A 26,867-nucleotide genomic window follows, 5' to 3' on the forward strand; every position below is an offset into this window, starting at 1 on the left:
CTTATGATGAGACTTTCCTTCAACCTTAAATCTTTTTGTCTGGCACGTCAATTAATTTTCTGGGTAAGTTTTCTGAGTTTATTACCTCTGGAAATGGGTTTGGTGGGCAAAACTGCCCCTAGTTTGGCTCAAGTGAGTTTCCCCACCTGTCAAGCTCCCTTGGACAGGGAATTTTTGTTATTAATCAATACTCCCAATGTGGAAAGTCAAGAAAGACTGCGTAATAGTATCCCCACTCAAATGAATCAAATTGTTTGTAGGTATAATGATCAGATCGTAACTCGCTTAGGGGGTTTTCGCTCTTTAGATGAAGCCGATCGCTTTGGAAAATATGTAGTTGAAGTGGTGGGTCTACCCGCCGTGATCGCCACGCCAAGGCAATCTCAAATTCCGACAGAGGAATTCCCCAGTCCCTCTAACCAGCCTAATAATCCTCCCACCGTAGGCTATAACCCCCAACCCTTGGGACGTGGTTATGTGGTATTAGTTAATTATTTTAACCGTCCAGAAACTGCTAACGAGTTAAGAACGATCACCGGAAAAGAAGTAGGCTTAGGGGTTTATTTAGGAAATCCTTATCTTTTAGCATTACAAACTAATAATATGGCCGAGGCCAATCAACTTTTAATGCGTTTAACAAATCAAGGTTTTTGGGCGGTGGTAGCGGATAGTCAAAGGGTAATCGTTTTAACTTCTCAAGTTAGATATTAGAGTTTTAAGATAAGAAATCCCAAAGAATTGATTTTCTTTGATTAATTATAATTATTTTGGCCATAGGTCTATCAAATAATTTTAATGGTTAACAAAAAAGCAGTTTTTCTAGTTGTTGACGTTCTAATTGATTAACTTCTCGCCATTGGCCGGGGGCTAATCCCGTTAAATTTAGTTGAGTAATCTTTTGATTTGATTTTGACTGTTTCCATAATGGTTGTAAGGCGATGGCCGTTCTCACTAAACGCAAAGTGGGAAAGCCGATCGCCGCCGTCATCCTCCTAACTTGACGATTCCTACCCTCAGTTAAAGTTATTTCTAACCAAGCAGTGGGTATATTTTTGCGATAACGAATCGGAGGATTGCGAGGAGGAAGTTCCGGCTCATCTGTCAAAATTCGCGCGATCGCCGGACGAGTACAATAATTTTGAATGGTTAAACCTTGACGAAGGGGTTGAAGGTCTTGATCCGTTGGGACTCTTTCCACCTGTACTAAATAGGTGCGTGGATGGGCAAACTCTCGATGGGCTAAACGGTGTTGTAATCGCCCATTATCGGTTAATAATAATAAACCTTCACTATCATAATCTAAACGGCCAACCGGATAAATTTCAGGAATATTAAGATAATCTTTTAAGGTTTTACGGGGTTTTTCTTTTTGGTCAGCATCGGTAAATTGACATAAAACCTCATAAGGTTTATAAAATAAAATATAATTAAACATTATTCAACAGTTAACAATACACAGTGGATAGTGATTTTTACTTCAAAGTAGAGGATTGAAAAAAAGGAAAATTAAACAATTTTTTATCTTTAAAAAAAGGGGTTCTTTGACCTAATTAAGCAATCCTCCATTGTCCATTGTCAACTAATAATTGTCAAGGTTTGTTTAAAAAAATGTGAAAATTGAGCAAATTGAGCTTAATTTTAATAACATAGAACTAACATCAAGACTCAACTATTTATTAAACATAAAAACAGTGAATATACCTAGTAATATCCTTACCCTAATTTGTGGAATTATTTTAACCCTTGCGAGTCTTTGGTATGGTCAACATCACAATTTAATGCCCGTTGCGGCCTCAGCCGAAGCCAATGACGTTGATTCGTTATTTAATTTGATGATGACCATTGCCACCGGACTATTTTTATTAGTAGAAGGGGCTTTAATCTATATTTTGATTAAGTTTCGCCGTAAAAAAGGCGATCAAACTGATGGGCCTCCCATTGAAGGAAATGTGGGCTTAGAGATTGTTTGGACTGCTATCCCCACTATTATTGTCTTCATCTTAGCGGTTTATAGTTTTGATATTTATAATCGCATGGGCGGCCTTGATCCGATGGCTTCCCATGATATGGGAACAAAGATCGCCCATCACCATGACATGAAGATGGATGATCAGGCTTTAGGGGATAATCTGGTAGCCTTAGATAGTCAAGATCGCACTGTGGCTTTAGGTTTAGGTACTCCCTCTGGGGCAGTGCGCCAAAAACCTTTAGTAATTAATGTTAATGGTATTCAATATGCTTGGATTTTCACTTATGAAGATACAGGCATTGTGTCAGGGGAGATCCATGCACCCGTTGATCAAGCGATCGAGCTAAGAATGGTGGCCGCAGATGTGATCCATGCTTTTTGGTTGCCGGAGTTTCGCATTAAACAAGATGTTGTACCAGGTAGAGAAACCCTCTTATCGTTTGTACCTACTCGCATCGGTACTTATCCGATTATTTGTGCGGAGTTATGTGGCTCCTATCATGGCGGGATGAAAACTACTCTTTATGTAGAAAGTCAAGAAGATTATGATCAATGGGTACAAAATAACACCTTTGCTAGTAATGATTTAGATCAGGCGGTTGCTACCAATGTGAAAGAACTTTCAGATCAAGAGTTTTTAGCCCCCTATTCTGAGGAAATGGGTATTGATTTAAAAACCTTAACTATTCAACCCTAAATAATTCTCCCCTTCTGGGGAGTAAAATTCTTATCCCTCACCCTGCCTTCAAAGCAGGGTTTTTTCAAAATCAAATTTTATGATCTTTGTAATCTTTTTATGTTAGGCTTTTTCACTTATTTTTAAGATTAATAAATCACAAATTATTAAAAAAGTGATAATTTCTAATATAAATTGAACTAAGAATTGCATTTTACCACCGACTTTGAAACCCCCCCCATTTCGGGGAGAGGGTTTTTTTAAATCTGTTTTAAAGAACTTTCTAAACGAATTTGATCCCAACCTTTTTGATTTAATAATAACCATGATTGAATTAAATCAGGCCCTTTTAATTCTCCCATGAAACCAGCCCTGAGCGATCGCATAACTACACCCTTTTTAACATTGTGAGCTTTTGTTACTTGATTAATTAAAGTTTGAGCTTCATCATGGGTTAAATTAGTTTTATCCTTAATTCCCTCTAAAATTGAGCTTAAAACCTCTTTAACTCCCTCTTGTTTTAATTGTTTTAAAGCCTCCTCATCATGGGTAATCTTTTCCCCAAAAATTAAGCGAGATTCCTTCACACAATCAGTTAAACGAGTTAAACTAGGTGCAATCATAGCAGTTAAACTCCCAATCCACTCTTGATCTTTATCTAAATTAATAGAATAACCTACTTTTTCCCAGTAAGGAATTAATAAAGAAACTAACTCATTAATGGGCATTTTATGTAAATATTGACTATTAATCCAGTCTAATTTATCCCAATCAAATTTAGCACCTGCCTTATTTACCCTTTCTAAACTAAAAGTTTGAGAGGCTTCTTTTAAGGTAAAAATTTCAGCAGTGGCATCAGGAGGAGTCCAACCTAATAAAGACATATAATTCCCCATCGCTTGAGGTAAAAAGCCCATATCTCTAAAATCATCAATGGAAGTTACACCATCCCGTTTTGAGAGTTTTCTGCCTTCCTGATTTAAAATTAAAGGAGTGTGAGCAAATACCGGAACAGTCGCTCCTAAACCCTCATAAAGTAAAATCTGTTTAGCCGTATTAGCGATATGATCCTCACCTCTGATCACATGGGTGATATTCATATCAATATCATCTACCACCACCGCCAAATTATATAAAACCTGCCCAAATGGAGCATTTCCCGTTTCATCACGCCGAGCGATCACCATATCACCCCCCAGATCGCTTCCTTTCCATACCACTTTACCCCTAATTTGATCGTGCCAGACAATTTCCCGATCATCCTCAATTTTAAAGCGGATCACAGGTTTTCTGCCCTCAGCCTCAAAAGCTTGTTTTTCTTCCTCACTTAAATTACGATGACGGTTATCATAACGGGGGGCTTGTTGATTAGCCTTTTGCTTTTCTCGCATCGCTTCGAGTTCTTCGGGTGTACAATAACAGGGATAGGCCAAACCCTGATCTAATAAAGTTTGAATAGCTTTTTGATAATGTTCGAGGCGCTGAGTTTGGAAAAAAGGCCCCTCATCCCAATCAATCCCCAACCAAGTTAAACCGGACATGATATTATCAGTATATTCTTGACGTGATCTCGCTTCGTCCGTATCTTCAATCCTTAAGATAAAATTTCCCCCTTGATTACGGGCGAAAAGCCAGTTAAATATGGCAGTTCGAGCCGTGCCAATATGTAAATTACCAGTGGGAGATGGTGCGATTCTTACTCTAACAGTCACAATTAAATCCTTTTTGATAAAGTGTGCAATGGTTTATTTTCTCATACAAATGGTTTTGTTGCTATTGAGATCAATTAAAATCAGATTTAGCTTTAACGTAAATTATTATGTAGTTTACAATTTAATTACTGAGTAAATATAGAAATTTAAGAAAAAAGGGATAAAAGATGATCCTTCTTTTATCCCCCCTCAACTTAAAAAAAATCAATTAACCTATTTATACAGGCTCAAAACTAGGTACAACAATGTCACTATCTTGCTTAGTTAACTTGTTGTATAAAATTTCCGTATTAGGGAAGTTAGCCGCAGGTAAAGTGGGGAAACGCCGATAAGGGACGGTATCCTCATTAAATACATCCGCATATTCCATCGTACCAACTAAAGCACTCACAAAAGCTTTTAAACCTTGGGTTGCTAAAATTTGGTTATAATGTTGAATTTCTTTTTGGTTTAAAGGCGCACGTCCTAAGAAATGTTTAGTCCCTAATTCAATCACTTTAGTGTTAGGATAGGGAGCGTAAAATTCCTTAATATAAAGGCTAGAAGTGCCTAAACCTTCAATAAATTCTTTAACGGTAATTTGTCCATCCCGCAGACGAGCTTCTAAAACAGAAAAATCAGACTCGATGGTGAAAGGAGCAAGATCCCTTTCAAATACTTGACGATAAGCCGCCGCAATTAAATTATTAACTGCAACTTTATCACTGCGATCGGTTAACTTGAAGGCTTTAGTTTGAGTCCGTTGTGCCGATACCCCTTGGTTAATACGGAAGTTAACATCAGGAGTAGTACGCATTTGGGTAACTTGACCCAGTTCGATAAAGCGGGGTGTTTCTTCTTTAACCACTTTGGCACCGATCCCTTTACCGATCGAACCCGGACGCACATGACGTAATTGTAAACCGGCCGGAGTTAAATAGCGCTCGTAAGGTACGGTATCTTCACCAAAAGCTTCAGAATACTCTTGGCTGTTGATCATCGTATCAACTACGGCATAGAAGCCAGACTTAGAAGCAATATCGAAATATTGGTTCATTTCCGCACGGCCGTAAGTGGGACGGCCTAAAATACGGCGGTGAATATACTCGATCGCTTTACAAACGTAGAAAGGAGTCCAGTATAAACTACGGAAAGTATCAGACTTAGCTAAAACTCTCACAAATTCTTTCATACTGATCTCGCCGTTAGCGAAACGAGTTTCTTCCTGTGCCACTTTTTGACCTTCATACACATCCCGTCCAAAAATTTGACGGTAAGCCGCTAAAATTAAAGCCTTAGCCGAAGGTTGATCTTCACCTGTGGAAGCAGAAGCCTTAAATACTTTCGCCCCTAAAGAACCAGGGTTAACCGCTTTAGCCGAAGGGTTAGAAAGTTGGTTATTAATACCAGGCCCACGATGGATCAGGATCCGACGGGTATCCTTGCCAAAAGGAGCAGGACTAGCACTCATATTACGGGTTTCTTTCGGGAAGATCGCACCAAATTGAATTTCAAGGGGATCATTGCCAGAACCGTAAACGTGCTGATCGGGTAAGGGTTGATTGCGCTGTGCAAAAGTGGTAATAAAGTGAGGTATTTTACGGAAAGGAGCGCTATACTTAAACAGGTCATGTTGCATTCCCCATGTCCGAGCCATTTGAGCTTCCTCTCCCAAATCACGAAGATAGGGGACAAATTCTTCACCGAAATATTCCCCATACTCATTCGAGTTCACAAGCTCATTGACTAAAGCGTTAAGTCCACCAACCGAAACAATCGCAAAATACTTTTGGAACTCTTGTTGGGTACTAACACCACGTCCTAAAATATGACGAAAAGCCAATTCTACCACTCGACTGTTAACAAAGGGTTCGTAGAATTGTTTACGGTAAAGAGGCCCTTGGCAAATACGGCGGACGAACTCTCTCATTGAGATGTCGCCATTTTTGACTTGAGTTTCTAAATAAGAATCTGATTGACCGTAAGCTTTGGTGATGTCACGCTCAAAAATTTGGCGGTAAGCCGCTTTAAGCACATCTGCCTTTTCCACCCCAGATAAACCGGGTCTCATCGCAAATTTTTGTATTCTTTGAGCCGCATTATAATAACTTTGAGGCAATTCTCTGCCCCATCCGTTTAAATGAGGATTAGGGCGCAATTTATTCTCAGGAGAAGGTGCTTTAAGTTCCGCAATTAATACACTAAAGTATTGATCAACAATCTCTCTGGCTTGAGCATCTCCTCTAAAATATTCTTTTGAGGCCGCTCCCATCTCTTGTAATGCTACAATTGCCGCACTAATTTGACAAGCATTAGCGATGACATCCTGTAAACCTCTGGTATTCACCACCAGAATACTGGGATCACCTGCTACAATGGCGTAGGTGACATAGCGTAAAAACCAAGATAAATCTCGTAAAGATTTGGTCATCCAAGTAGGACCATAACGAGAAACATTAATGGGACGAAAACCAGCAGGAATGGGGCCCGCACCACTACCAGCAAAAAGATTTTTGATTCCGCCAAAAATCCCCTCACCTTTGTTTTTGCTACCACTAGCATCAACGTATGTAACAGTACCTAATTTCATGCCTTCTTCCACCGCCGAAGTCGCTGAAACCAGCGCCTTTTGAGGAGCGACATCTTCAGGCGGTTTTTCCAGAAAAGACATTGGAGAGCCACCAGTAAAAATTCGATTCGCCCCACGAGAAACGATCAGATCGGAGTTATCACTGAGAACTTGAGCAATTTCCAAGCGTTTGTTACCCGATTGGAAATAGGCGGTGAGTTGAGTTAATTCACCAATTTCAGGAAAACGATCTTGTTGTTCAGCTTGACTAATCGTGGTTAAAGCGACAGTTTGATATAGCTGTGGCCGTGCCACAAAAGTTCCACCACTGGAGTTAGTACTCATGATTTATTAAAGATCTCCTATCAAATGTTGAAATATAGAGAGTTTTTTTTATCTTATCAGATGGCCTCAACTGGGTAAAAACTAGCTAAATCCAGTTATTACAATAGTTTTGGCTTGTTCTGTGGTTTTTTCTATGAAATAGAAAAGATATAACTTGATTGATTTTTGATAGATCAGTCAGAAACTAGATTAAACTGTTTTGGTATTTCTTAGTTGATTTATTAAGAATTGTATATTTTTTTAACAATTTCAAAAATCTTGATCACTGATTCTTCAATCAAAAATTACAAAGCCAACTCCCCTAACTGCTAGAGAGGAGTTGGCTTTGGGGTTAAGAGTTAACCGTAAACTGCTTCAGGACGAATGATTAAATCACCACTGGCTGGGCGATCGATTACATAATCATCAAGGCCGCTATGATGAAGATCTAAATATTGGGCTAATTTTTCTTTAATTTGCCGATCGCCCATCTGTGGGGTAATCTTGACCTGATCTTGTGTTAAATCGTAGGAGCGTCCTTCAAAACGTAAATGTATCATTTTTCCTCCTTAGTCATCTGTTACTGATGAGGATTAACTTTTATTGGCTTCTCTTTCTAGGCGTTTTTTGCGATCGCTTTCGATGGTTTCTTGAAGCAATAATAAAACTTGCTCTATTTTTTCCAGATTACTACGATAAATATCTAAATCTTTTTGAATTTTATCTTGAGAAAAACCTAAAGCCAAGGCAATTTTTTCTAAAACAGAATTACGTTTTTGACTATCGGCCGTTGATTGGGGATCAATTTTCTCCATTAAAGCATAGACCCCGATGGCAAACAGACGACTATATTTAAAATTAGGATTTTGACGGATCGAATTGATGGTATTAGTTAAAATTTGAGTGCCATCTCCATCCTTTGGTTGTGTGATCCAGTTGAGAAAATCATCCATAGACCAATTTTCCGGCAAACAAGACACGGTTTGAGCCTCTTGACGATAAGTTTCAGGTGATCCCCCCACTGACTGACAAAGGGCATTAAAAATTGAAATTTTATCAGTTTCCGGTTGGTATCCAGCTAAAAAGCGATCGAAAGCAGTAACTACACCTAAACAATAAATTGCATCTTGGCGAAAATCTGCATTAACAGATAATAAGTGCATTTCTACCAATAATTCTTCAACCACCTGTCGGTAAATAGAGTTGATCGGGCGGTTATGATGGGTATAAAAATCCCTTTTAGTATCTGAAACTGTACGATTTGTATTCACGAATAATATAATCTACTTTAATAAACATTATTTCTATTGTCTCATTGATTGGTCATTAGTCATTGGTAACTGATTAATAATTACTCCACAGTCAATCTTCCAAAATTGAGATCTAGCAAAATTATCAACGGATTAAGGATTAAGGATGATCAAATTTTCTAAAATTGTTACAATTCAAATGTAATGTAATCTTTATTTTTTTCAAGGATAGATCTATGTCAGCTAAAGTTCAGAAAACCGAGCAAGAATGGCAAGAAGTTTTAAGTCCCGAACAGTACCAAGTTACTCGCAAAAAAGGTACGGAAAGGGCTTTTACCGGCCAATATTACAATTTAAAAGATAAAGGTATTTATCAATGTGTTTGTTGTGGGGCTGAACTGTTTAGTTCTGATCAAAAGTTTGACTCAGGCACGGGATGGCCTAGTTTTTGGCAACCTCTCCACGATGAAAATGTGGCCACGGAAAATGATTATAGTTTCTTTATGAAACGCACAGAGGTGCATTGTGCCTCCTGTGATGCCCATTTAGGCCATGTCTTTAATGATGGGCCTCAACCCACCGGCCTGCGTTATTGTATTAATTCTGTTTCTTTGAATTTTAAGCCAGAAAGTTAATAAATAAGAATCAGTAATAAGTAATAAGTATTAGGAGAGGACTATTTTTTTTGTAAAATTGAATCTTCAATGGCACTTTTTGAGATCAACTAACGTCTTCACATTCAACAGTCAACTGGGATCAGTAACCTGTTTAATTAATGTTACAGTATAGAAATATTTAAAGTTTTCTGACAATATATTTTTATCAATTATAGTAATTTTACTTTTAGTTTAAATAGTTATGTTATTCTCAAAAATGCCTTGGAAATCTACTTTTGGAATAGTTTTATTATCAACAAGCGTCATCGTTGGTTTTCCCCAAATAGCTAAAGCTGAATGTAGTGGTTTAACCTTATGGAGTGGCCTCCAAGAGCGGGGCGATGAATTGCCCTTTTGTTGGGATTTTGGCATGAGAGCTAATGCTAGAGAGCGTTATCGCTTCAATATTCCCGCCGAAAAAATCACCGAAGGAGTATCTAAAATTCGCATTAGTTATGAAGAAAGATTTAATGGCAGAATTGACTCTGATAATATTGAATTAAGAATTAATGAGGAGTCAGTACCAAGGGAGGCATTAGATATTATTTCCGATGAAGAAGCTAATTTTGTGGAAATAGGTATCAATTATGATCAATTAGATCAACTTGATAAGACTTATTTAAGAGAGGCTTTACAGAGGGGAGATGCTTTAGAAGTAGTATTTAGTAATGTGAGAAACCCTCGTTTTGGTGGAATGTTTTATTTTAATGGCTCATTTATGCCGGCCAATAATGAAATTCCTTTATATTTAAAAATTGGCACTTGGATCGTTTCTGTGAACAGACGTTAATTAATCAAAAATAAACCCCTCTCTCATTTGGGAGAGGGGGTTTAAGGGGATCGAATTTTTAAAATTTAACCGCCAAAAGCAAAGGGAAATGATAATTTTAAGGCGGCGGTAATTAATAAATTGGCTAAAGAGACGGGTAACATAAATTTCCAACCTAAATTTAATAATTGGTCAATTCTTACCCTTGGCACTGTCCAACGTAATAATACAGCTAAAAATACTAAGAAATAAGCTTTTAAAATGGTCATAGTGATGCCCAAAGAAGCGGTTAACACTTGTAACCATGGGGTTGTTTCGCTCACGCCGATCCAACTGGCTAGTTTATCAATGGGAATAATAAATTCCCAACCACCTAGATATAAAACGGCAAAAACGAGGGCAGAAAGGGTTAAATTAACATAAGAACCAACGTAAAATAAACCAAATTTCATTCCGGCGTATTCCGTTTGATACCCTGCTACTAACTCCTCCTCCGCTTCGGGTAAGTCAAAAGGTAATCTTTCACATTCGGCTAAAGCGGCGATCCAGAAGATGATAAAACCAACGGGTTGTCGCCAAATATTCCAGCCTAAAATGCCATAACCTGACTGTTGTTGTACTATATCAATAGTGCTTAAACTATTGGACATCATGGCGATGGCTAGTACAGATAAAGCTAAGGGAATTTCATAACTAATAGATTGGGCGGCGGCTCTTAATCCTCCTAATAACGAATATTTATTATTAGAGGCATAACCTGACATTAAAAGACCAATGGGGGCAATACTAGATAAGGCAATCCATAAAAAAATCCCAATATTTAGATCAGTAATTACGATGTTTTGACCAAAAGGTACAATTAAATAGGATAAAAATACGGGGATGACCACTAAAGCAGGCCCAATGGTAAAAAGCCAGTTGTCAGCATTAGCAGGGATCACATCCTCTTTAAAGACTAGCTTTAGACCATCAGCGATCGGTTGTAACACCCCTAAAGGCCCGGCATATTCAGGCCCGATCCTCTGTTGGGCGGCGGCGGAAATTTTACGTTCTAGCCAAACACAGACTAAAACTCCCACCGTAGCGGCAATAATCATCAAAAATAAGGGCAGGGGGATCCACAGTAGTTTAGCCAGATCCGCCGGAAGTCCTAAGTCCGTTAGACTTTTTATAAAACTATCCTGTAAGTCAATTCCAGAGTTCATCTTTTAAATAACTAAGGTTAAATTTAATCTATCAAGATTGTATATTTTTCTGTGAGATTATGCTGAATATTTTAGCCGTCAAGGGGTAACAAAAAACTGAAAAGCTTTAGAATAGAAGGGATTTTACCCGTCAATGTGCAATTTCTAAACGATTTCTACCGTTAGCTTTGGCGGTATAAAGGGCTTGATCGGCTCTTTTAATTAAATCACTGGGACTATGATTAGGATTAAGGATCATGGTACTAAGCCCACAACTTAAAGTAACATAAGGATTAACATTTGAATTAGGATGGGGAAGATTAAGACTATTAACTGATTTATGTATCCTTTGACCAATTTGGATGGCATTTTCAAGGGGGGTATTGACTAAAATAACAGCAAATTCTTCTCCGCCATAACGAGCAACTAGATCGGTTTGACGCACGGCTTTACTAATGGCTTGGGCGACTTGGTGTAAACATTCATCCCCTGCCAAATGTCCTTTAGCATCGTTATAATTTTTAAAGTAATCTATATCACATAAAATTAAAGAGATTACTTGTTTTTCTTTACTTTTGCGCCACCATTCTTTTTCTAAAAATTGATCAAAAAAATAACGGTTAGCTACTTGAGTTAATTGATCAATTGATGCTAAATTTTGTAAATAACGATGGTGATAACTGGTGATAATAATAGATGAACTAATAAAGGCCGTTAAGGGTGTGATTACTGGAAGCCACCAACCACTTAAAAAAGCCAAATAACTAATAGTGAAAATTAATAAACTTCCTGGTATGATGAAAACCCCGATCATTGTCCATTGAGAGGCTTTATGATGATTAAATAAACGGGCTTCTAATAATAACCAACGGCCAATGGTTCCGATCGATGACCAAATTAAAATCCAAAGCCATTCGATGGGATCTGACCACACTTTTAATAAGGCTCTGCCATCTAAGGCCGCACTGATGATCTGACTGGTTAAGTTAGCATGGATCACTAAAGCTGAACTGCGACTGGGACTACCCAAAAAATAATAACTATAGGGGGTGTTAAAAAATTCGTTGATACTTTCGGCCACTGAACCGATAATGACGATGCGATCGCTGATTAATTCCGGTGGAAATTTTTGATCTAAGACTTCTCGAATGGAAATTCTTTGAAAATGCTCGATCGGCCCTCGATAATTTAACATAATTTGATAACCCCCGTTATCTACGCGCACATAACTACCATCATTTTTTCTAAGGGGGGAAAAGATACTTTTTCCTAACTGGATTAAATTGGGATGATCAGCAATAGCTTGGGGTTTAATCTTGTCTTTTAAAAGATAGTTTAAAGCTAATTGAGTAGCAAAACTTAATTCAATTGTCTGATCCGGTTGACGAATGGAAATTAAACCTCGTCTAATTTTGCCATCTCCATCTAAAATTAAATCCGCAAAACCAACCTGATCGGGATAGGGCAAACCGTCAGGAGGTGCAATTAACTTACCAACAGCTTTTTCCACCCCGATCAAATAGGGCGTAGTTTGGTAAATTTTTAATAATTCTTGAGTGCCGGGTTCAATGGAAAAATTACGATAAAGGTCTAAACCGATTACCCTTGGCTGATATTGTTTTAAATTGGTGATGACTTGGGCAATGGTTCGATCGGATAAATTACCCTGTCCAAGACTATTAAGATCATCTTCATCAATGGTCACTAAAACAATGCGAGAGTCAGGAGTCTCAGAAGGACGCAAACGAAAAAACTGATCCAGAGTCGCCCATTCTAATAATTGAAAAAAACCCGTTAGGATTCCCACAATAATTAAAATAACAACCGCCGGAACTGTCAACCAAATTCCCCTCCATTGCCATAATTGTTGTTTGAATTTTTCTCGCTGCATTCTAATGCCGCATCTTGATTAAAAATGATTAAAATTAACGGAGAGAGAGGGATTTGAACCCTCGATGACGTTGCCGCCATAACAATTTTCGAGACTGCCGCATTCAACCACTCTGCCACCTCTCCAGATATTTAGCTTTTTTATTTTAATGTATTTTGCTCAAATTGACCACTTTTTTGTAAAAAATGATGGGTCAACTGTCAATTATTGACCTTAATCAAAATTTGATCAAGAAATTTTAGATTTTGTTAAGAATTTGACTAGCAAATTGACCAAGTTTGTTTTAAAATAAAAAAAGTTAAGAAAAGTAAATTTTTCTCACAATTGTGTTTATCACCATAAACACAACGCCCTAATCTAAAATAAAAATTTGTACTTACATCTAATTTAGGAGATTTACGTCATGACAATTGCGGTAGGACGCGCACCTGCTCAAAGAGGCGTTTTTGATGTCCTCGATGACTGGCTCAAACGTGATCGTTTTGTTTTCGTAGGCTGGTCTGGAATTTTATTATTTCCCACTGCCTATTTAGCTTTAGGTGGTTGGTTAACCGGAACAACCTTTGTAACCTCTTGGTATACTCACGGTTTAGCTAGTTCCTACCTCGAAGGCTGTAACTTCATTACCGCCGCCGTTTCTTCCCCTGCCGATAGCATGGGTCATTCCCTGTTATTTTTATGGGGGCCTGAAGCTCAATGGGATTTCACCCGTTGGTGTCAGATTGGCGGTATCTGGTCGTTTGTAGCTTTACATGGTGCTTTCGCCCTAATTGGCTTTATGCTCCGTCAATTTGAAATCGCTCGTCTTGTGGGGATTCGTCCTTATAATGCGATCGCTTTTAGCGCACCTATTGCTATTTTCGTGAGTGTATTTTTAATGTACCCTCTCGGACAGGCTAGTTGGTTTTTTGCTCCTTCTTTTGGTGTAGCGGGAATTTTCCGTTTCATCTTATTCTTACAAGGTTTCCACAACTGGACTCTTAACCCCTTCCATATGATGGGTGTAGCGGGAGTTTTAGGTGGTGCTTTACTTTGTGCTATTCACGGTGCAACGGTAGAAAATACCTTATTTGAAGATAGCGATGAAGCTAATACTTTCCGTGCATTTGAACCGACTCAAGCGGAAGAAACCTATTCGATGGTGACTGCGAACCGTTTCTGGTCTCAGATCTTCGGGATTGCTTTCTCTAACAAGCGTTGGTTACACTTTTTCATGTTATTTGTACCCGTAACGGGTTTATGGATGAGTGCGATCGGCATTGTGGGGTTAGCTTTAAACCTCCGTGCTTATGACTTTGTATCTCAAGAGTTAAGAGCCGCAGAAGATCCTGAATTTGAAACATTCTATACCAAAAATATCTTATTAAATGAAGGTATGAGAGCTTGGATGGCTCCTCAAGATCAACCCCATGAGCGCTTTATCTTCCCTGAAGAAGTATTACCTCGTGGTAACGCTCTCTAAGGCTAGATAAAGTTGCTTTTAGTTCTCCACAAACCCCTCTCCATCTGGGAGGGGTTTTTTTTATTAGTTAAAAGTTGATATTTGATAGTTGAGAAATGTTGAATCAAGGCTTATTGATTGGTTTCAAAGCCTGTCATCTTAGATTTTCCTGCATGAAATAAGGCTAATTTTTGATATTTTTTGGCGTGTTCAATTAATTCTAAAGCCTGTTGTTGAGATACATCTTTGACTTTTTTGGCGGGAACACCCATCACTAGAGAATAGGGGGGAACATCTTTTGTGACGACTGATCCTGCTCCAATAATACTGCCTTTGCCCACTGTAACTTGATCTAAAATAATCGCTCCAATACCTATTAAACAACCTTCTTCGATCTTTGCGGCGTGGATCACTGCTCGATGGCCAACGGTGACATAATCTTCTATGATGGTGATTTCACCTGGATCTCCGTGTAAAATTGCTCCATCTTGAATATTGGTAAAACGGCCGATCTCAATACGTTCAATGTCAGCCCGTATTACTGCATTATACCAGATACTACAACCTTCTTTTAAGACTACATCGCCCATTACAAGGGCATTAGGGGCAATAAAACTACAGGCTGAAGTATCGGGAGATGGCCAATAATTAGGATTAACTGAACTCATTTGATTGTTGACTGACAAGATTTCTGAATTAAAATTAAATTAGAAGTTTAAAAATTTCTGATTTTAATTATATCAACAACCAAGGCACAAATAATGGATTTACCTTCGCAATACCCGATTTTTGGCCCGGAAATTAAATGTCCCCATTGTGATGCTACGATTGGGGCTTTAACTTTAACTGATAGTTATTTATGTTCTCGTCATGGGGCTTTTGAGGCTGATGGGAATACGGGAGAACTTGTGCATTTGCATTCGGGGCGACATTGGCGTTATTGGCAGGATAAATGGTATCGTCAACATAATCATCCTGATGGGATACGTTTTGAAATTCATGAAGCTTTAGATCGGCTTTATTTAGAAGGTTATTTGGCGACAAAAATAACTATTTCTTATCGTTATCAAGATTTAATGATTAGTTATTTAGAAACTGGTAAAATTGTTGGCCAAGAATCGGAATTTCAGAGTTTAAAATTATATGGTATTCCAGTGGAATTTAGTGATCAATGTGATGGTGATCCTAGTTGGGAAATTGTTAATTTTACTTTGGAAAAAAAACAGGGAATCGCTAAAGAATATCCCTATTATCAATTATTTGAATAGGGTATTTTTGGGGTTGAATCAATTATTAATAATTAATTATTTTGGCTCTTTTAAAGAGGTTTTAAAGTGTTCTTGATGGTGGGCTAAAATTTGCTTGGCTTCTTCAAAGTTGTTGACACAAATGGGAATTTTAAGATCATCTAAAGAGGCTAGTTGATTAGGGTTATTAACCATATATTCTGTTGCCCAATCACAAAGTTCTGACCACATTTTTCCCACCATAATTAAGGGGGTATTTGTTAATTTTTTGACTTGAATTAATTGCCAAATCATAAAAAATTCTAAGGCCGTACCAATGCCCCCTGGTACTACCACAAAGGCATCAGCAATTAAAGCAAAATGTTGTAGGCGTGAAAAGAAGGTATGATGATGGTAAACTTCTTCGACAAAGGGATTAGTATGTTGTTCAAAATCAAGATCAATTCTAATACCAATAGATTTAGTTTGATCTAGGGGATCTCCTAAAATACTTCCTTCATTGGCGGCCTCCATTAGGCCTGGGCCTCCTCCTGTGACAATATCACAGCCTAGTTGAGTTAAATCAAAAGCAAATTTTTGTACTTCTTGATAAAGGGATTTTTCTTTTTCAATTCGTGCTGAACCAAAAATGGTGACTCGATAATTTTTGCGCTCATGTTTGAGAAAGGCGGCTAAGGCTTCTTTTGAAATCATTTAAACTGAAATAATTATAATTTGATTAAGGAAAATTTTGAGGTTGATTAGTGTATTTTATAACGCTAGGTTCAACAAAATACATTCAATTAGAATTTTGATGTGTCAAAAAGTTAAAAAAAGCTAAAATTAAAGCAAAAATATTTAAAATTAAAGCAAAATCAAGTTATTGAACAGTTGACAAGAACCTTTACTTAAAAATGGAGGTTTGAAAATAAGAAAAAATTTTTTTGTTTTTGCACTTTTTGGGGTTTTTAAACCTAATTAAATTAATGTCAATTGTCAATTAATAAAAGATGAATGAATTTTAAGTATTTTTAGATTGTCTTAATTTATCAAAATTACGAGTTATTAATACGGAATTATTATGGATATTCAACTGGTTAATATTGGTTTTGGGAATATTGTGTCGGCAAATCGAATTATTGCGATTGTTAGTCCTGAATCTGCACCGATTAAACGTATTATTAATGAGGCTAAGGAGAATAATCGTTTAATTGATGCAACCTATGGTAGACGCACAAGGGCGGTGATTATTACGGATTCTACTCATGTTGTGTTATCGGCAATTCAACCGGAAACGGTGGCACATCGTTTTATTAATCATAAATCTATTAGTTAATTGTTAATTTTAATGACCATTTACTGTTATGATTGATTAATAATTTTCAATCATTTAATGTTTAATAATTGGTGATTTATGTCCATTGGAAAATTAGTTGTAATTACTGGGCCAAGTGGTGTTGGGAAGGGGACTTTAGTTCGATCGCTTTTAAAAAAGTATTCTAACTTAAATCTTTCTATTTCTGCTACTACCCGTCAACCTCGTGAGGGTGAAATAGATGGAAAGGATTATTTTTTTCTAACTGTAGATGAATTTAAAACTAAAATTGAACAGGGGGAATTTTTAGAGTGGGCGCAATATGCGGATAATTATTATGGAACGCCGCGCCAAAATATTGAAAGATTAATTAATCAAGGGAAAACTGTTATTTTAGAAATTGAAACTAATGGAGCAAATTTAATTAAAAAAAGTTTTCCTTCTGCCTTAAGAATTTTTATTTTACCTCCTTCAATTGAGGAATTAGAAAGACGTTTAAGAGGCCGTGGAACTGACACAGAAAATGTAATTATTAAAAGATTAAATCGGGCAATAGAAGAATTAGAAGAAGCGTCTAATTTTGAGGTACAAATTATTAATGATAATTTAGATTGTTCTTTACTGACTTTAGAAAAAGTGCTTCATTTATCAATTGACAATTGATAGACAATTGATAATTGTGATCATTGACAATTGATAATAAAAGTCTTATTTTCCCGGAATAATACCCCTTCTACCTTGGGCAATTGACCCTTCAATAAAATTACATAAATGTTCAATATAATTATTTTTTTCTTGATTTTTTAAGGTGGTTAGTGCTTGAGTAAAAGTTAAATCAGAATGATATAAAAGACGAAAAGCATCTTTTAAACTTTTCATTTCATCTGATGTTAAACCTGCCCTTTTTAAGCCAATTAAATTAAGAGATCTTACCCTTGAAGGATTACCTTCAACTAACATATAGGGAGGCACATCTCGCTCAATACGACTCATTCCTCCTAACATGGCCATTGTACCAATATGGACAAATTGATGAACTCCTAACATACCCCCGATCACGGCTTTACTTTCAATTTCAACATGACCGGCCAAGGCCACATTATTAGCAATAACAATATTATTTTCTAATTGACAATTATGTGCCACATGAACATAAGCCATTAATAAATTATTATGGCCAATTTTGGTAATTTCACCTTCCGCAGTAGCTCGATTAATGGTAACATATTCCCTAATGGTATTATTATTACCAATAATGACCTTACTTTGACCACCTTTATATTTTAAATCTTGGGGTTCTAAACCGATCGCCGCGCCGGGGAAAATGCGATTATTTTCGCCAATTTCTGTTAGCCCATCAATAATTACATGACTTCCAATGGTGGTATTTGCGCCAATTTTTACCCCTTCTCCAATAACAGCATAGGGGGCAATTTTCACGGTGGGATCTAGTTGAGCTTGAGGATGAATAATCGCAGTAGAATGAATCATTTTAATGGATAATTAATAATTGATAAGTAATAATGGATAATTGATAAGTAATAATGGATAATTAATAATTGATAATCACAAATAACTAATAACCATTAATCAATTAAAGAAAATAACATTTCTCCTTGAACAACTTTTTGATTATCTACTGTTCCCTCGCCCTTCATTTTAGCAATTCTTTGACGTTTCATCGTTAATAATTCTACCGTCATAATTAATTGATCCCCAGGGGTAACGGGGCGGCGAAATTTAACTTGATCTATACCAGCAAAAGCAAAAAATTTTCCTTCAAGTCCGGGCATTTGAGTTAAAATTATACCCCCAACTTGTGCCATTGCTTCTACTATTAAAACCCCTGGCATTAAGGGTAAACTGGGAATATGACCGGGAAAAAATGGCTCATTATAAGTAACATTTTTAATGCCCACAGCTTTCTTTCCTGGGATATAATCAATAATTCGATCAACTAAAGCAAAGGGATAACGATGGGGTAATAATTGATGAATTTCTTGAACATTAAAAGTAGTTTTTATGGGAGTTGTTTCTTCTGACATAACAATAATAATAATTAATAAATAATAAGTAATAAATAACAACTAATGACTGATAGTTGATAGCTGATAACTGATAGCTTTAGCTAAACGAATATGTAAATGATGACTGGCTTTATAGGCTAAATAATGAGCTTGGGGAATAGTTCCTAATAAACTTAAATCCCCTATTAAATCTAATAGTTTATGACGGACTGGCTCATTTGAAAACCTCAAAGGTGGATTTAACCATTTTTCATTGTCACATACAAGGGCATTTTCTAAACTACCACCTTTAATTAAGCCCATTGCTTTTAATTTTTCCACCTGATCCGCAAAGCCAAAAGTTCTGGCCGGGGCGATGGCCTCCGCAAAAGAGTCTTTCTGAGGATTCCAACTATACCATTGATTGGCGATCGCCGGATAGGGAAAATCAATTCCATAGGTAAAACGCATCTCACTAGAAGGGAAAGCCGTCACAAAAGCCTCCCCATCATAAATAGAAATAGGTTCTACAATTTTTTGTTCAGAAAATAAATTAAGATTACCCTCTGAATTTTGGCTTAATTCAGCCTTTGCTAAAAGTTCAAGCCAAACTTGAGCCGAGCCATCTAATAAAGGCACTTCAGCCCCATTAATTTCAATGCACACATCATTAACCCCAAAAGCAGTTAAAGACGCTAAAAGATGCTCCACCGTGCGCACTTTAGCCCCATTTTGAGTTAATTCAGTGGAAAGGGTAGTTTCCCCCGCCGAGCTTAAATTAGCGCAAATTTGAGGCTGATCCGGTAGATCTACGCGCACAAAATAACGCCCTTGATCAGCTTGAGCCGGAAGTAATTTAACGTGAGTTATTTCCCCCGAATGAAGCCCGATGCCCGAACATTCAACCGGATTTTTAATCGTAAAAGTCATAAAATTGGTTATGTATGATTGGTAAATATCAACTGTTTAAAATCTTTCCCCAATACCGAAATGAACTTTACTGTCACCACCCTCATTTAAGGCATAGTCTACCCGAATCGGGCCTAAAGGAGATTGTATTCTCACCCCTAAACCATAACCAAAAGCATCACCGGGTTTATTTCTCACACCGGCCGGATCTCCCGGAACACTGTTACCCGTGCCAAGATCCGTGCCATAATCCATAAATAAAGCCCCCCCTATCACGGAAAATAAGGGAAAACGATATTCCGCCGTTGCCTGTAAAAAGGAGCGGCCACTGCCCACATCCCCTTCATCATAACCTCGGATCGAGTTACTCCCACCCAGAGAAAAAGCCTCATAGGGCGGTAAATCGCCGATAATCGTTCCGGCCTGGATATTTAAAGCGATCGTCTGTGGGCCTTCACTTAATTTGAGGTAGTCCACCGGAATATAATAACTATAACTACCACGAATGCGATTAAATAAAATACTACCCGATCCTAAAGGTACGGTTTGATCCATTCCTAAACGCAAGAAAGAGCCACTGGTAGGCTGTAAAGCGTCATCACGGCGATCTCTACTCGCTCCAAACTGAAAAGTAATTAAATCATCAATGCCACTATCACTAAAACTGGTCTGATTTCCTAAAGCATCCAAGGGGCTAGTATTTCCATCAGCATCGGTTATTTCTATTCTTTGATATTCTAAACCAGTGGAAAAACGCCAATCAGCCTTTTCAAAGGGATTAGCTGGAAATGGGCGAGAAAAACTAACTCCGCCACCTATGCGCACAATGCGAGGGCGATCGCCATTAGGTAAATTAATTTCAGGATCTCCCCCATCAAAAATAAAAGAAATGGAACGTCTACGGAAAAAGTCCACCGTGTAGGAAGTACGATAGGGATCTCCTGCGATCCAAGGATCGGTAAAACTCAAATCAAATAATAATTCCCTTGTGCCTAACTGCACTTCACCCCCTAAAATTTGATTATTACCCCCTAAATTTTTCTGTTGATAACTAAGAGTTCCAAATAAACCACTGGCGGAACTTACACCCGCACCTGCGGCCAATGATCCTGTATTACCTTCCACTACATCCACATTAACCACCACCTTACTGGGATCTTCCCCCGGACTAAAAGAAAGCCTCACGTCATCAAATAAACCCAAACCAAAAACCCTTTGTAAATCCCTTTGTGCCAGATTACGATTAAAAACATCACCCGCTTTTAATTCCACTTCTCGTTTAATAATAAAATCCCTTGTCACTCCTTCCACTTCTTCTTGATTTTCATTAAAATATCTAACTTTAATATCTTCTACCACACCTTCAGCGATAATTAAAGTAACTACTCCATCACTAGAAATTTCAGGTGCGCCCACCACTTGAGCCAAATCATAACCTTGATCTTTATACCATTGATTTAAAGTTTGAATACCCTGTTGTAAGTCTTTCAAATTAAGAATTTTGCCGTAATTATTAGCAAAAATTTCGTTAATTTTATCATCTGGTAAAACAGAATTGTCCATATTAGCGGGAATATGTTGTACTTCAACCCTTGTTAAAATGGGATTGGGTTCAACTTGAAAAGTAATCCTCACACCTAAATCCGTATCTTCGGGAATAACGGTTACATCGGCAAATAAACCCGTTTCATAAACCGCATTGACATCGGCTTGTAATTGAGATCTACTGGTTTGCGTACCCGGACGAGTTTGAATGGTATCTAAGACTAGATTTTCAAATTCTGGAGTGATTGTACCGGATTTTTGAGAAACCACAATTTCCGCTACTAAAACTTTTGCTTCTGATGTGTTATTTTGAGGTTGGGTTTCATTTTGAGCGATTAATTCAGAATGATTTGATTGAACCACGATTGGAGTTTCTTCAAGAGTCTGACCATGAGCAGGTTGAGCCAAACTTAAAGGACTAACAACAGCTAAGATGCTAAGAATAACAGGGGTCAAAGTTAATTGTTTAATTTTTTTAGACACTTCCAAATACCAGAATAATAAAAGTTTGTTTTTTCAGATGACAATTGACATCTGACATTATATCAGATGTGCTGACTACGACTACTTAAAAATGTTCCTCTCTGGGGGGTGGCGTTGCTGAATTAGGGTATGATTTGTAATTATAATTTTTGGATTTTTTCTACTACTGTGATTAATTCTTTAACTAATTCTTGAATTAATAAATCACAATTACGGGAATTTAATACTGTAACTAAAGATTGATAATACCAAATTGTCCCCTCTTTTTTGCCGTGAAAACGCTCCCAAATTTCATCCCCTAATAAGTGATAATCCTTTAAAATTGAACGGGCATTATATAATTTATCGGCTGTTGCTACTAATAAAACTGATTGATCTGCCTTTTTTAAATGTTCTAAATAGGCTTTTTTTCTCTGTTTCCAAGGTGGTTTAGGGATAGTTTGTGAGTCGCTACAACCTTCGACAATTTTGGTGACTTTTTCCCCAAAACGGCGTAAAATCTCGTCTCTGGTGGCGATCCCGCCCTGATCCTCGATCGCATCGTGAAGTAAGGCGGCGATCGCCTCATCTTCATCGGCCCCATATTCTAAGGCTAAACTGGCCACCCCTAATAAATGGGAAATATAGGGAATACCAGAGCCTTTTCTCTCTTGATCTTGATGGAGTTCAAAGGCAAAGCTTAAAGCTTCTGAAAAACGCTGTGATAATTTCACAATAAGTATGAAGTATGAACGATGAACGATGAAAAGAAATAAAAATTATGAAAAGGAGATAATTGCTGTTAGAAATTTAGTTCAATTTATTGAACGATTTATATTAGCCTTGAACTTAAGTTCAAGGCGGTATCAATATTTTAAGAGATCATGGTGAGTAATTTACCCGCAATGAAATTAATTTCATTGCTAACAGTGATCGTTCAATAAATTGAACTAAGAATTGCATTTTACCCCCGACTTTGAAAACGCCATGCTTACAGAGCAGGGTGTTTTCAAAGTCAATTTTTATGATCTTTGTAATCTTTTTATGTTAGGCTTTTTCACTTATTTTTAAGATTAATAAATCACAAATTATTAAAAAAGTGATAATTTCTAATATAAATTAAGTTCAATTCATTGAACGATTTATATTAGCCTTGAAATTCATTTCAAGGCGGTATCAATACTTTAAGAGATCACGGTGAGTAATTCACTCGCAATGAAATTAATTTCATTGCTAACAGTGATCGTTCAATAAATTGAACTCATCTAATTTTTTATTTATCTAATAATTACCAATAACCAATGACCAATGACCAATGACAAAATTATATTAAACTCCGAATAGCCTCTAATAAACCTTTAGCTTTATTCAGAGTCTCTTGATATTCTTTCTCAGGCTCAGAATCCGCTACAATTCCCGCTCCGGCCTGAACGGAAACTTGATGACAATTTTCCTGTTGGGAGCGTACCACCATCGTTCTAATGGCGATCGCCGTGTTTAACTGCCCTTCAAAATCATAATAACCATAAACGCCGGAATAGGGGCCTCGTCTTTCCGGCTCAAGTTCATTAATAATTTCCATCGCCCGAATTTTGGGCGCTCCGCTTACCGTACCCGCCGGAAAACAGGCTTTTAATAATTCCCAAGCGGTTTGAGTTGAGTCTAATTTGCCGATGACATTGCTCACAATGTGCATCACATGGGAATAACGCTCGATCACCATTAATTGATCCACCTCAACGCTCCCTTTTTCACACACTCGCCCTAGATCATTGCGCCCTAAGTCCACTAACATGATATGTTCGGCAATTTCTTTGGGATCTGCTAATAACTCTTGGGCTAAAGCTTGATCCTCGGCCTGGGTTTTACCTCTGGGGCGTGTTCCGGCGATCGGGCGCACAATGGCTTTTAAACCTTGATCCTCTAAACGCTCGGCTTTTACCATCACTTCAGGGGATGAGCCGATAATTTGCCAGTCTTTAAAATGGTAAAAAGCCATATAGGGAGAGGGATTCACCAATCTTAAGGAGCGGTATAAATCAAAGGGATCGCCGTGATAGGTAGCCTGTAAGCGTTGGGATAACACCACTTGAAATATATCCCCTGCCTTAATATATTCTTTGGCTTTGATTACATTCTCACAAAAAGCCTCTTGAGTGGTATTACTGCTATAGTTCAAAGGCTGATGATAACGGGGATTTTGGGGGGAGTTCCATTCTAACTGTTTGGCTTTGACGGGGAGGGGTAATTTTAATTTTAAAACTAATTTTGTGACTCGATCACAAGCACTTTGATAGGCTTCTTCTAAATTAACGTAGGGATCCCTTAGATCGGCGTAGGCGATCGCCCAAATTTTGCGCTTAACTTGATCAAAAATGATTAAATTATCAACCTGCATCCAAATACCGTCTGGCAGATCCCCCTCTTGACGGGGATAGATCGGCACAGTGGGTTCAATCCAATTAATTAACTCATAACCCCAAAAGCCAAATAAACCGCCGATTCCGGCCGGTAATTCCGGTAATTTCACGGGCTGATAGGGTTTGAGGCGATCGGCTAAAATCTCAAAAGGATTACCCTCAAAAGATTCTACCGTACCATCTCGATGGGTTTGAATAGTCTGATTTCCCTCACAAGCTAAAACCCACACCGGATCACAACCTAGAAAACTATAACGTCCGATGGTTTCACCCCCTTCTACTGATTCTAATAAAAAACTATAGGGATGATCAGCACAAATTTTATACCATGCGGAAACTGGAGTTTCTAAGTCAGCAACCCATTCTTGATAAACGGGAATAAAATTACCACCACTAGCAAGGGTTTTAAATTGAGAAAAATCGGGAAAAATCATAATTTTAGTTATTTGTTCTTCGTTATTGGTTATTGGGGGTTTGTAACAGTATATTAAATCATATCAAATAACTTTATTTTCAATTCTCTACTTTTAAATAAGGGTAATTGTCACTTGTCTAGTGTCAATTGTTGAAGACTAATTTTGTAGATAAAGATTAAGATAGAAAATCAGATACAAATATAAAAGTGTATCAATTAATGTCAATTTAAGGTTATTGTAGTAATTTGTCAACATAATTTAAACCTCCTGACTTTACTTAAATGTTTTTAATCTATCTTTATTTTAATCTAAAAATATCAATATATGACCAAAATTTAATCTTTAAAAGTGAGGAAACTTCCAGCGGCCAAAACAGTCTGATCAATTAACATTTAATCTATTTTTAAGACTTGTGTTAGATCACCAGCTATAGTTTACAAAAAGTTAAAAATTTGTTGTACTAATTTGATTTTAAAATATTATGAGCCAAGTTAATTCCTATCATCTTAATTTCTGGAAAGTGCTTACTTTCTCGGTTATTGCCCTATTTAATTTTTTAACTTTTCCTGTTTTGGCCGCTCAAAATTTAATCTTAAAAATTGGGCCTTTAGAGCGATCGCTCCCCGTTAATGATTTAGTTGAATTTGCACAAAATGGAGAAATTTCTGAAAATTTAGAAATTTATAAACCTTTATTAAATCCTCAAATTCAGCAATTATTAAAAGCAAAATTAGAAATTGATCCCAATATTGGCGATCAATTAATTGAGGAATTAAGCCGATCTACTCTTGGTAAATCATTATTAGAAAAAATTATTACTGCTATTCCGGGCAGTAGTGTGGAAGTGTTACAAGCGGCGATCGCCCTTGCCATTAGACAAAGTAATGAGTTAAGCATAGTCAGTATTTTACAAGCCTATCCAGAGGAAAATGTCACCATAGATCTAACTAAAATTGTCGGAATTGCTTTACAGATCAATGGCTCACATTTACAGAGTCAAATGATTAATCCTCTTTTAGATCGCACTCTGAAACAGGAGATTCATCCTGAAAATTTACCGCCTCTTAATCCTGCTTTAGCTGATCAAATGCAAGTTTTTCAGCGTACCATTAATTTTTATGATCACACTCGTAATCGTCAGATTCCTGTAAATATTTTTACGGCTGAAAATACTCAAAAACCTCTGATTGTGATGTCTCACGGTTTTGGCTCAGATCGTCAATTTCTGCGATATTTAGCCGTGCATTTAGCTTCTCATGGTTTTACAGTGGTAAGTGTAGAGCATATCGGAAGTAATTTTAATATTTTTAATAATCTTAATTCTGGCTTAGAATTAAGTCAATTATTATCCCCACAGGAATTTATTGATCGCCCTGAAGATATTAGTTTTGTTTTGGATCAATTAACTTTATTAAATCAAAGTGATGAAACTTTAACCGGAAAATTAAATACAGAAAATGTGTCAATTATTGGTCATTCTTTCGGAGGTTATACCGCTTTAGTATTGGCAGGAGGACAATTAAATTTCAATTATTTAAAAGAATATTGTCATAATTTAAGTTATTTTGGTAGAAATCCTGCTGATTGGCTACAATGTGTGGCTCAAAATCTGCCGAATCAGAATTTTAAGTTACAAGATCCGAGAATTAAACAGGCGATCGCGCTTAATCCCCTAGTGGGATCATTATTTGGGGAAAAAGGGTTAGAAAATGTGAGTATTCCTACGATGATTTTAGCATCAGGAGATGATGCCCTTACCCCCACAATTCAAAATCAATTACGGCCTTTTAGCCATTTAAAAGGAGAAAAATATTTAATTGTGGCACTGGGGGCAACCCATCTTAGCGTTACGGATCAACAATTTTCAGGGGATGCCATCAGAGAAAATAATCTTACAACCGAAGTTATTGGCACAGAAACGGATAATTTAAAACAAGTAATTAAAGGAATAAGTTTAGCGTTGATTAATCAATTAAATGAAGAAGAAAATAAATATAAATATTTTATTTCTGCTGATTATGTTCAAAATTTATCAACAGATCAAATTCAATTAAGATTTACTACAGAAATTCCCTCGAGTTTAAATAGTTGGCTTAATAGTTTTACTGTAAATAATTAGACATTCTTCACATCTTAAATTTTTGCTTG

24 protein-coding genes and 1 tRNA gene are annotated in these 26,867 nt (G+C 37.1%); 9 read left to right on the forward strand and 16 right to left on the reverse strand.

What is annotated here, in order from left to right; translation table 11 throughout:
• The first annotated feature begins 3 nt into the window (after positions 1-3).
• Positions 4-711 carry a hypothetical protein gene (locus Anndu_RS11265; protein ID WP_464101294.1) on the forward strand — a complete coding sequence of 236 codons (708 nt, stop codon included), beginning with the start codon at positions 4-6 and terminating at the stop codon, positions 709-711.
• 88 nt (positions 712-799) lie between these two features.
• On the opposite strand, the gene Anndu_RS11270 is transcribed toward Anndu_RS11265, so the two are convergent.
• Positions 800-1,435: a pseudouridine synthase gene (locus tag Anndu_RS11270; RefSeq protein ID WP_464101295.1), complete on the reverse strand. Its 636-nt coding sequence runs from the start codon at positions 1,433-1,435 to the stop codon at positions 800-802.
• Between the two features lie 256 nt (positions 1,436-1,691).
• Here Anndu_RS11270 and Anndu_RS11275 point away from each other — a divergent pair, with 256 nt between their 5' ends.
• Positions 1,692-2,666 (forward strand): cytochrome c oxidase subunit II, encoded by a 975-nt coding sequence (locus Anndu_RS11275; RefSeq protein ID WP_464101296.1) that lies wholly within the window; start codon positions 1,692-1,694, stop codon positions 2,664-2,666.
• Between the two features lie 239 nt (positions 2,667-2,905).
• Here the strand turns inward: Anndu_RS11275 and gltX are convergent, their stop codons facing one another.
• The 4 genes from gltX to psb29 form a co-directional block, all read right to left on the reverse strand.
• Positions 2,906-4,357, reverse strand: coding sequence for a glutamate--tRNA ligase (gene gltX / locus Anndu_RS11280; RefSeq protein ID WP_464101297.1), 1,452 nt, complete (start codon positions 4,355-4,357; stop codon positions 2,906-2,908).
• Positions 4,358-4,574: 217 nt separating this feature from the next.
• Positions 4,575-7,250 carry a phycobilisome rod-core linker polypeptide gene (locus Anndu_RS11285; RefSeq protein ID WP_464101298.1) on the reverse strand — a complete coding sequence of 892 codons (2,676 nt, stop codon included), beginning with the start codon at positions 7,248-7,250 and terminating at the stop codon, positions 4,575-4,577.
• Positions 7,251-7,588: 338 nt separating this feature from the next.
• The gene (locus Anndu_RS11290; RefSeq protein ID WP_464101299.1) at positions 7,589-7,789 is read right to left on the reverse strand and encodes a hypothetical protein; all 201 of its coding nucleotides are present in this window, start codon (positions 7,787-7,789) and stop codon (positions 7,589-7,591) included.
• A 33-nt stretch (positions 7,790-7,822) separates the two neighbouring features.
• On the reverse strand, positions 7,823-8,500 hold the full coding sequence (gene psb29 / locus Anndu_RS11295) for a photosystem II biogenesis protein Psp29 (RefSeq protein ID WP_464101300.1): 678 nt from the start codon (positions 8,498-8,500) through the stop codon (positions 7,823-7,825).
• A 215-nt stretch (positions 8,501-8,715) separates the two neighbouring features.
• Between psb29 and msrB the strand changes: the two genes are divergently transcribed.
• Together msrB and Anndu_RS11305 are read left to right on the forward strand one after the other, a co-directional pair.
• A complete protein-coding gene (msrB, locus tag Anndu_RS11300) occupies positions 8,716-9,114 on the forward strand; it encodes a peptide-methionine (R)-S-oxide reductase MsrB (protein ID WP_464101301.1) in 399 nt (132 codons plus the stop codon).
• A gap of 238 nt (positions 9,115-9,352) precedes the next feature.
• Complete coding sequence (locus Anndu_RS11305; protein WP_464101302.1) at positions 9,353-9,925, forward strand: DUF2808 domain-containing protein; 573 nt, start codon at positions 9,353-9,355, stop codon at positions 9,923-9,925.
• 65 nt (positions 9,926-9,990) lie between these two features.
• On the opposite strand, the gene nuoH is transcribed toward Anndu_RS11305, so the two are convergent.
• The 3 genes from nuoH to Anndu_RS11320 all read right to left on the reverse strand — a co-directional run bounded on the left by nuoH (position 9,991) and on the right by Anndu_RS11320 (position 13,104).
• Positions 9,991-11,109: an NADH-quinone oxidoreductase subunit NuoH gene (gene nuoH, locus Anndu_RS11310; protein ID WP_464101303.1), complete on the reverse strand. Its 1,119-nt coding sequence runs from the start codon at positions 11,107-11,109 to the stop codon at positions 9,991-9,993.
• 130 nt (positions 11,110-11,239) lie between these two features.
• Entirely contained in the window at positions 11,240-12,979 is a 1,740-nt protein-coding gene (locus tag Anndu_RS11315; protein WP_464101304.1) for a CHASE2 domain-containing protein, read from the reverse strand.
• Between the two features lie 38 nt (positions 12,980-13,017).
• A tRNA-Ser gene (locus Anndu_RS11320) sits at positions 13,018-13,104 on the reverse strand.
• 278 nt (positions 13,105-13,382) lie between these two features.
• On the opposite strand from Anndu_RS11320, the gene psbD reads away from it, so the two are divergent.
• On the forward strand, positions 13,383-14,441 hold the full coding sequence (gene psbD / locus Anndu_RS11325; protein ID WP_464101305.1) for a photosystem II D2 protein (photosystem q(a) protein): 1,059 nt from the start codon (positions 13,383-13,385) through the stop codon (positions 14,439-14,441).
• Positions 14,442-14,551: 110 nt separating this feature from the next.
• Here the strand turns inward: psbD and Anndu_RS11330 are convergent, their stop codons facing one another.
• Positions 14,552-15,088, reverse strand: coding sequence for a gamma carbonic anhydrase family protein (locus Anndu_RS11330; protein ID WP_464101306.1), 537 nt, complete (start codon positions 15,086-15,088; stop codon positions 14,552-14,554).
• Positions 15,089-15,181: 93 nt separating this feature from the next.
• Here Anndu_RS11330 and Anndu_RS11335 point away from each other — a divergent pair, with 93 nt between their 5' ends.
• Positions 15,182-15,688, forward strand: a complete 507-nt coding sequence (locus Anndu_RS11335; RefSeq protein WP_464101307.1) for a TIGR02652 family protein — start codon at positions 15,182-15,184, stop codon at positions 15,686-15,688.
• Between the two features lie 36 nt (positions 15,689-15,724).
• Here the strand turns inward: Anndu_RS11335 and Anndu_RS11340 are convergent, their stop codons facing one another.
• Entirely contained in the window at positions 15,725-16,360 is a 636-nt protein-coding gene (locus Anndu_RS11340) for an LOG family protein (protein WP_464101308.1), read from the reverse strand.
• Between the two features lie 367 nt (positions 16,361-16,727).
• Here Anndu_RS11340 and remA point away from each other — a divergent pair, with 367 nt between their 5' ends.
• On the forward strand, positions 16,728-16,982 hold the full coding sequence (gene remA, locus Anndu_RS11345; protein WP_464101309.1) for an extracellular matrix/biofilm regulator RemA: 255 nt from the start codon (positions 16,728-16,730) through the stop codon (positions 16,980-16,982).
• 78 nt (positions 16,983-17,060) lie between these two features.
• A complete protein-coding gene (gmk, locus tag Anndu_RS11350; RefSeq protein ID WP_464101310.1) occupies positions 17,061-17,624 on the forward strand; it encodes a guanylate kinase in 564 nt (187 codons plus the stop codon).
• Between the two features lie 45 nt (positions 17,625-17,669).
• Here gmk and lpxA read toward each other — a convergent pair whose 3' ends face one another.
• From lpxA to trpE, 6 genes are all read right to left on the reverse strand, one after another.
• Entirely contained in the window at positions 17,670-18,452 is a 783-nt protein-coding gene (gene lpxA, locus Anndu_RS11355) for an acyl-ACP--UDP-N-acetylglucosamine O-acyltransferase (RefSeq protein WP_464101311.1), read from the reverse strand.
• A 95-nt stretch (positions 18,453-18,547) separates the two neighbouring features.
• Positions 18,548-19,006 (reverse strand): 3-hydroxyacyl-ACP dehydratase FabZ, encoded by a 459-nt coding sequence (fabZ, locus tag Anndu_RS11360; RefSeq protein WP_464101312.1) that lies wholly within the window; start codon positions 19,004-19,006, stop codon positions 18,548-18,550.
• Positions 19,007-19,048: 42 nt separating this feature from the next.
• On the reverse strand, positions 19,049-19,897 hold the full coding sequence (gene lpxC / locus Anndu_RS11365) for a UDP-3-O-acyl-N-acetylglucosamine deacetylase (RefSeq protein ID WP_464101313.1): 849 nt from the start codon (positions 19,895-19,897) through the stop codon (positions 19,049-19,051).
• Between the two features lie 36 nt (positions 19,898-19,933).
• On the reverse strand, positions 19,934-21,904 hold the full coding sequence (locus Anndu_RS11370; RefSeq protein WP_464101314.1) for a BamA/TamA family outer membrane protein: 1,971 nt from the start codon (positions 21,902-21,904) through the stop codon (positions 19,934-19,936).
• A 140-nt stretch (positions 21,905-22,044) separates the two neighbouring features.
• Positions 22,045-22,617, reverse strand: coding sequence for an HD domain-containing protein (locus Anndu_RS11375; protein ID WP_464101315.1), 573 nt, complete (start codon positions 22,615-22,617; stop codon positions 22,045-22,047).
• Between the two features lie 590 nt (positions 22,618-23,207).
• Positions 23,208-24,737, reverse strand: a complete 1,530-nt coding sequence (gene trpE / locus Anndu_RS11380; RefSeq protein WP_464101316.1) for an anthranilate synthase component I — start codon at positions 24,735-24,737, stop codon at positions 23,208-23,210.
• 463 nt (positions 24,738-25,200) lie between these two features.
• Between trpE and Anndu_RS11385 the strand changes: the two genes are divergently transcribed.
• Complete coding sequence (locus tag Anndu_RS11385; RefSeq protein ID WP_464101317.1) at positions 25,201-26,838, forward strand: alpha/beta hydrolase; 1,638 nt, start codon at positions 25,201-25,203, stop codon at positions 26,836-26,838.
• Positions 26,839-26,867 lie beyond the last annotated feature (29 nt).

Source organism: Annamia dubia NIES-4383, from assembly GCF_055394725.1.

What these genes read in the sequence shown, in the direction of transcription:
- Anndu_RS11265 (WP_464101294.1), top strand. Translation starts at nt 4, where the DNA reads ATGATGAGACTTTCCTTCAACCTTAAATCTTTTTGTCTGGCACGTCAA.
- Anndu_RS11270 (WP_464101295.1), bottom strand. Translation starts at nt 1,435, where the DNA reads ATGTTTAATTATATTTTATTTTATAAACCTTATGAGGTTTTATGTCAA.
- Anndu_RS11285 (WP_464101298.1), bottom strand. Translation starts at nt 7,250, where the DNA reads ATGAGTACTAACTCCAGTGGTGGAACTTTTGTGGCACGGCCACAGCTA.
- Anndu_RS11290 (WP_464101299.1), bottom strand. Translation starts at nt 7,789, where the DNA reads ATGATACATTTACGTTTTGAAGGACGCTCCTACGATTTAACACAAGAT.
- msrB (WP_464101301.1), top strand. Translation starts at nt 8,716, where the DNA reads ATGTCAGCTAAAGTTCAGAAAACCGAGCAAGAATGGCAAGAAGTTTTA.
- Anndu_RS11305 (WP_464101302.1), top strand. Translation starts at nt 9,353, where the DNA reads ATGCCTTGGAAATCTACTTTTGGAATAGTTTTATTATCAACAAGCGTC.
- nuoH (WP_464101303.1), bottom strand. Translation starts at nt 11,109, where the DNA reads ATGAACTCTGGAATTGACTTACAGGATAGTTTTATAAAAAGTCTAACG.
- Anndu_RS11315 (WP_464101304.1), bottom strand. Translation starts at nt 12,979, where the DNA reads ATGCAGCGAGAAAAATTCAAACAACAATTATGGCAATGGAGGGGAATT.
- psbD (WP_464101305.1), top strand. Translation starts at nt 13,383, where the DNA reads ATGACAATTGCGGTAGGACGCGCACCTGCTCAAAGAGGCGTTTTTGAT.
- Anndu_RS11330 (WP_464101306.1), bottom strand. Translation starts at nt 15,088, where the DNA reads ATGAGTTCAGTTAATCCTAATTATTGGCCATCTCCCGATACTTCAGCC.
- Anndu_RS11335 (WP_464101307.1), top strand. Translation starts at nt 15,182, where the DNA reads ATGGATTTACCTTCGCAATACCCGATTTTTGGCCCGGAAATTAAATGT.
- Anndu_RS11340 (WP_464101308.1), bottom strand. Translation starts at nt 16,360, where the DNA reads ATGATTTCAAAAGAAGCCTTAGCCGCCTTTCTCAAACATGAGCGCAAA.
- remA (WP_464101309.1), top strand. Translation starts at nt 16,728, where the DNA reads ATGGATATTCAACTGGTTAATATTGGTTTTGGGAATATTGTGTCGGCA.
- gmk (WP_464101310.1), top strand. Translation starts at nt 17,061, where the DNA reads ATGTCCATTGGAAAATTAGTTGTAATTACTGGGCCAAGTGGTGTTGGG.
- lpxA (WP_464101311.1), bottom strand. Translation starts at nt 18,452, where the DNA reads ATGATTCATTCTACTGCGATTATTCATCCTCAAGCTCAACTAGATCCC.
- fabZ (WP_464101312.1), bottom strand. Translation starts at nt 19,006, where the DNA reads ATGTCAGAAGAAACAACTCCCATAAAAACTACTTTTAATGTTCAAGAA.
- lpxC (WP_464101313.1), bottom strand. Translation starts at nt 19,897, where the DNA reads ATGACTTTTACGATTAAAAATCCGGTTGAATGTTCGGGCATCGGGCTT.
- trpE (WP_464101316.1), bottom strand. Translation starts at nt 24,737, where the DNA reads ATGATTTTTCCCGATTTTTCTCAATTTAAAACCCTTGCTAGTGGTGGT.
- Anndu_RS11385 (WP_464101317.1), top strand. Translation starts at nt 25,201, where the DNA reads ATGAGCCAAGTTAATTCCTATCATCTTAATTTCTGGAAAGTGCTTACT.